Genomic DNA, 6000 nt, shown 5'->3' with positions numbered 1-6000 from the left:
CGCCAGTGCCGCCGCGCAGGCCACGGCGTTACCCCCATAGGTACCGCCCAAACCGCCTGGGGTCGGTGCGTCCATCATCTCGGCCCGACCGACCACGCCCGACAGCGGCATGCCACCGGCCAGGGACTTGGCCACCGTGACCAGATCCGGCTGGATGCCGGCATGCTGGAAGCCGAACATTTTCCCCGTACGACCGAAACCGGCCTGGATCTCATCGGCGATCAGGACAATGCCATGTTGCGTGCACAGCGCGCGCAGCGCCTGGAGGAATTCGACCGGCGCGGCCAGAAAACCGCCGTCGCCCTGCACCGGCTCGATCAGGATCGCCGCCACGCGATCCGGTGCCACGTCGCTGGCGAACAGTTCGTGCAACTGCGCCAGGGCGTCCTCGCTGCTGATGCCGCGGTAGGCATTGGGGTAACTGGCGTGATAGATCTCCGCCGGGAACGGGCCGAAGTTCTGTTTGTAGGGTTGGCTCATGCCGGTCAGGGTCACGCCCAGAAGGGTGCGACCGTGGAAGCCACCGCGGAACGAAATCACCGCCGGCCGGTTGGTATGGCTGCGGGCGATCTTGATGGCGTTTTCCACCGCTTCGGCGCCGGACGTGAACAGCACCGTTTTGTAGTGCTCATCCCCGCCGATCAGGGCATTGAGCCGCGCCGCCACGTCGATGTAGGTCTCGTAGGCCGCCACCTGGAAGCTGACATGGGACACCTTGCCCACCTGCTGCCGCACCGCCTCGACCACGGCCGGGTGATTGTGGCCGACGTTGAGCACGCCGATGCCGCCGACGAAATCCAGAAAGCGCTTGTTGTCCACGTCCCACAGCTCGGCGCCCTGGGCGCGCGCGGCGACTACCGGGTGGGCGGTGGCGATGCCACGGGGAACGTGTTGCTCGCGCAGGGCAAGCAGGCGTTGATTTTCGGTCAGTGCAGAATTCATCTCGATCTCCGTGAGCGCCGAGCGTGGCGGGTGATGTGATCAGGATAAGGAGTGGCGCAAATCACAAGCACCGAAGTTGCGGGTTGTGGTGGGGTGTTTGCCTGTTTTTTGCGGGTGGGGCGGTAGATTCGGTTGTTTGGGTTGTTTGGGTTGTTTGGGTGGTGGGGTGTCAGTGCTGGCCCCTTCGCGGGCAGAGACCCGCTCCCACAGTTGTGCAGCTCTTTGTAGGAGCGGGGCGGGCGGCGAGCCCTCTGCCCGAAGGGGCCAGCACTGATCCCCTCAAACCCCGGCGCGGGGCACTACGATGGTGTCTTCGGGGTGCAGGCGCATCAGCATCGGCGAGCCGATCGGTGGCAGGCTCAGGTTGCCTTCGTGGTGGCTGGGCTGGCGCAGGCTGACCGTTGGGCCGCCGTCCAGGTCGACGAAAACCTTCAGGCTTTCGCCCTGAAAGACAATGTCGGCGACCCGCCCGCTCAAGCGGTTCCACTCAGGCCCAGCGCTGGCGCTGTCCAGCAGTAGTTTTTCCGACTGCAATGCCAGGAACACATCGCCCGAAGCCGGGACGGGCCGGGTGGTGCGCAGCGGCGTGGCACCCAGGGTCAAGCCGTTGTCCGCGCCGCGTTGCAATGGCACCAGGGTGCTTTCACCGATGAAGCTGGCGACGAAGTCGTCCGAAGGGTGATCGTGCAGGCGGCGAGGGGTGTCGACCTGGACCAGTTGCCCGCCGCGCATGATGGCGATGCGGTCGCTCATGGTCAGCGCTTCACGCTGATCGTGGGTCACGTAGATCATGGTCGCGCCCAGGCGCTTGTGCAGGGCGCGCAATTCGATCTGCATGGTTTCGCGCAGCTGCTTGTCCAGGGCCGACAGCGGCTCGTCCATCAAAATCAGTTTGGGCTCGAAGACGATGGCCCGGGCCAGGGCCACGCGCTGGCGCTGGCCGCCGGAAAGCGCTGCGATCGAACGCTCTTCGTAACCGCCCAGCTCGACCGTGGCCAGCGCCTGCTTGACCCGGTCACGGCTCTTGCTCGCGCTTTCGCCGCGGGCGCGCAACGGGAAGGCCACGTTCTCGCCTACGGTCATGTGCGGAAACAGGGCGTAGTTCTGAAACACCACGCCGATCTCGCGCTTGTGCGGCGGCATCAGGGTGACGTTGCGCTCGCCGAACAGGATGTTGCCGGAGCTGACCCGGATGAAGCCGCCCAGGATGCTCAGCAAAGTGGTCTTGCCTGAGCCCGACGGGCCGAGCAACGACATGAACTCGCCGGCTTCGACCTTGAGGTTGACGTTGTCCAGCGCCTTGAGGCTGCCGTAGTGCTTGCTGACCTGGTTGACGCTGACCGATTCGAAACCTTCAGTGAAATTCATCTGTGGTGCTCCAAGAGATCAAGAATGTCGTTTCGGGAGGGTGTCAGTGCCGGCCTCTTCGCGGGCAGAGGGCTCGCCGCCCGCCCCGCTCCCACAAGACGTGTACATAACTCTGTGGGAGCGGGTCTCTGCCCGCGAATGAGGCCCGCCATGACCCCCCGCCTTCACCCCAACCCGCCGATGTGCCAGGCCTTCACTTCGAGGAATTCATCCAGGCCGTACTTGGAACCCTCGCGGCCGGTGCCCGATTGCTTCATGCCGCCGAACGGCGCCACCTCCATGGAAATGATCCCGGTGTTCAAGCCCACCATGCCGAACTCCAGGCGCTCGCCCACGCGCCAGGCGCGGCGCATGTCCTGGGTGAAGTAGTAGGCACCCAGGCCGTAGGGGGTGGCGTTGGCCAGTGCCAGGGCTTCTTCTTCGGTATGGAAGCGGAACAGCGGCGCCACCGGGCCGAAGGTTTCCTCACCGGCCAGCAGCATGTCGGCGCTGGCGTCCAGCAACACCGTGGGCTGCACGTACAAGCCATCGTTTTGCGGCAACCCGCCGATGGCCACGGTAGCGCCTTTTTCCACTGCGTCACCGATGTGGCGCGCCACCTTGTCCACCGCCGCTGCATTGATCAATGGGCCGATGGTCACCCCTTCGGCCAGACCATCGCCAACTTTCAGCTCGGCCACGGCCGCCTTCAGGCGTTCGGCGAAACGGGCATAGATGCCGTCCTGCACCAGGATGCGATTGGCGCACACGCAGGTCTGCCCGGCGTTACGAAACTTGCTCTGCATGACTCCGGCGATGGCCAGGTCCAGGTCGGCGTCGTCGAACACGATGAACGGCGCGTTGCCGCCCAGTTCCAGGCTCAGGCGCTTGATGGTCGAGGCGCACTGGCTCATCAACAGTTGGCCCACGCGGGTGGAGCCGGTGAACGACAGCTTGCGCACGGCCGGGTTGCTGGTCATTTCGCCGCCCACGCCGGCCGGCAGGCCGGTGAGCACGTTGAACACCCCGGCCGGAATGCCCGCGCGCTCGGCCAGTACCGCCAGGGCCAGGGCCGACAGCGGGGTCATTTCCGAAGGCTTGACCAGCACCGGGCAGCCGGCGGCCAAGGCTGGGGCGCACTTGCGGGTGATCATGGCATTGGGGAAATTCCACGGGGTGATCGCCGCGACCACGCCGATCGGTTGCTTGAGCACCAGAATGCGGCGGTCGGCGGTGGGTGAAGGAATAGTATCGCCGTAGATGCGCCGGGCTTCCTCGGCGAACCATTTGACGAAACTGGCGCCGTAGGCGATTTCGCCGCGCGACTCGCTCAGGGGCTTGCCTTGTTCGGCAGTCATGATCAGCGCCAGGTCTTCCTGGTTGTCCATGATCAGTTGGTACCACTTTTCCAGGAGCTTGGCGCGCTCGGCCGCCGGCACTTCGCGCCAGGTGGTGAAACAGGCTTCGGCCGCCGCGATCGCGCGTTGGGTTTCGGCGCCCTGCAGGGCCGGAACGTGGGCGATGGTGCTGCCATCGGCGGGGTTGGTCACCGTCAGGGTGGCGCCGTCATCGGCATTGATCCACTGGCCGTTGGCGTAGGCCTGCTCGACGAGCAAGGAAGGGTCACGCAGTGAGTGCTTCAACATGATCAGGGTGCCTTTGCAGTCCGAACGATGGACCTAGTGTAGAAATGTCCGCGCAGTGGCCGATGCCGAGATGGGGCACGCGGCGGGGCGTGGATGCTGAATTGCGGTGGGGTGGCGGCAGGCTGTGCTGGGGGGTGTCAGTGCTGGCCTCTTCGCGGGCAGAGGGCTCGCCGCCCGCCCCGCTCCCACATGAACCGCTGCTGCAATGGAGATTTTCTGTGGGAGCGGGCTCTGCCCGCGAAGAGGCCGGAACAGTCACTCCTGAAATCACCCCTGCTTGTTCCGCCCAGCCACCACCACCAGAATCAGCGACGCCAGGATCAGGATCGAGCTGATCGCCGCGATCGTCGGGTCGATCTCGTCGCGCAGCGCGGTGAACATGCGCTTGGTCAGGGTCTGGTTGTCGCCCCCGGAGATGAACAGCGCCACCACCGTTTCATCCAGCGAGGTAATGAACGCGAACAGGGTCGCCGAAACCACGCTGGGCTTGATCTGCGGCAGGGTCACTGCCATGAACGCGCGGAAGCGGTTCATGCCCAGGCTGCGCGCGACCATTTCCTGGGACATGTCGAAATTGCGCAGCCCGGCCAGCAGGGCGATGATCACGTAGGGCAGGGCCAGCATGATGTGCGCCAGCACCAGGCCGGTCAGCGAACTGATCAGCCCCACCCGCGCGTAGACGAAAAACACCCCCGCCGCGATCAGGATGATCGGCACCATCATGGGCAGCAGCAACACGATCTGCAGGGTGCGAATCACCTTCAGGCTCGAGTTGTTGATGGCGTAGGCCGCGGCCATGCCGATCGGCAGGCTGACCGCCGTGGTCACCACCGCCGTGATCAGGCTGACCCGCGCTGCCGACATCCACTCGGCGCTCTGGAAGAAGGCTTCATACCAGCGCAGCGACCATTCCTTGGGCGGGAACTGCAGAAAGCGCGCCTCGGAGAACGACATCGGCACCACGATCAGCACCGGCACGATCAGGTACAGCAGAATCGCCGCGACCAGCACGGTGAACAGCACGTGCGACAGGCGGAGCTGGCGCAGGTAGGCAAGCGTATTCATCAGCGTGCTCCCAAGATGCGTTCGATGGGGATGAAGCGGTTGATGCCCCAGAAGATCAGGAACACCACGAACAGCAGCACCAGGCCCACCGCACTCGCGGCGCCCCAGGCGTGATAGAGCTCGACGTTGCGCTGCACCAGCATCGACACTAGGATGGTGCGGCCGCCGCCAAGCAGTTCAGGGGTGATGAAGAAGCCCAGGCAGATCACGAAGACCAGGATGGAACCGGCCATCACACCGGGCGCGGCCATCGGCAGGAACACCCGGCGAAAGGTGTAGAAGGGTTTTGCCCCCAGGCTTTCGGAGGCCTGCATCAGGTCTTGCGGGATTTTCTTCATCACCGAATACAGCGGCAGCACCATGAACGGCAGCATCACGTGCAAGGTGCCGATCACCGTGCCGGTGGTGTTGTGCATCATGTTCAACGGCTGGTCGATGATGCCTAGGTCCAGCAACGTCTGATTGACCACGCCGCGCCGTTGCAGCAACACCAGCCAGGCGTAGGAGCGCACCAGCACGCTGGTCCAGAACGGCAGGATCACGCAGATCAGAATCAGGTTGGCCCAGAAGCCATGCAGGCGCGAGGCGGCGTAGGCGATGGGAAAGCCCATGACGATGGACAACAGGGTCACGATCAGGCTGATCTTGAACGTCAGGTGGAAGGTGTCCCAGTAGATGCGTTCTTCGAAGATGCGCGCGTAGTTGGCCAGCGAGAAGCCTTCTTCGGTCTGCACCGACTGGAACGCCAGCCAGCACATCGGCAGGATCAGCAGCACCACCACCATGAACAACGCCGGGGCGAGCAGCAGCAACATCGAGGTGTTCTCCCGACGCTCTTCGCGTGCCAGGGCATCGGCATTGCTTGCCGGTGGCTCACGGTGGGCGTCGGGCAGGGATTTGGCGAGATAGGCGTTGGACATGGAACGATTCCTCACGGCCGAGCGCCGGTGGACCAGCGCAAGCAGCTTGTTGTCGGTCGGTCAGGGCGACCCTCAGGGTT

The 6000-nt window shown here is 64.5% G+C and carries 5 protein-coding genes; all 5 read right to left on the bottom strand.

Annotation, left to right across the window (positions count from 1 at the left end; translation table 11 throughout):
• A partial coding sequence (locus B2V21_RS16105; RefSeq protein WP_286917368.1) for an aspartate aminotransferase family protein occupies positions 1-942 on the bottom strand: 942 nt, incomplete at its 3' end.
• Between the two features lie 279 nt (positions 943-1221).
• Positions 1222-2310, bottom strand: coding sequence for an ABC transporter ATP-binding protein (locus tag B2V21_RS16100; protein ID WP_056844544.1), 1089 nt, complete (start codon positions 2308-2310; stop codon positions 1222-1224).
• A 164-nt stretch (positions 2311-2474) separates the two neighbouring features.
• Positions 2475-3935, bottom strand: coding sequence for an NAD-dependent succinate-semialdehyde dehydrogenase (locus tag B2V21_RS16095; RefSeq protein WP_286917367.1), 1461 nt, complete (start codon positions 3933-3935; stop codon positions 2475-2477).
• A 267-nt stretch (positions 3936-4202) separates the two neighbouring features.
• Entirely contained in the window at positions 4203-5000 is a 798-nt protein-coding gene (locus B2V21_RS16090; RefSeq protein ID WP_049861594.1) for an ABC transporter permease, read from the bottom strand.
• On the bottom strand, positions 5000-5920 hold the full coding sequence (locus B2V21_RS16085) for an ABC transporter permease (RefSeq protein ID WP_286917366.1): 921 nt from the start codon (positions 5918-5920) through the stop codon (positions 5000-5002). Before B2V21_RS16085 ends, B2V21_RS16090 begins: the two co-directional genes overlap by 1 nt.
• Positions 5921-6000 lie beyond the last annotated feature (80 nt).

This window comes from Pseudomonas sp. UBA6276, from assembly GCF_002438365.1.
GTDB lineage: Bacteria > Pseudomonadota > Gammaproteobacteria > Pseudomonadales > Pseudomonadaceae > Aquipseudomonas > Aquipseudomonas coleopterorum.
This window is presented reverse-complemented; position numbering and strand designations above follow the sequence as displayed.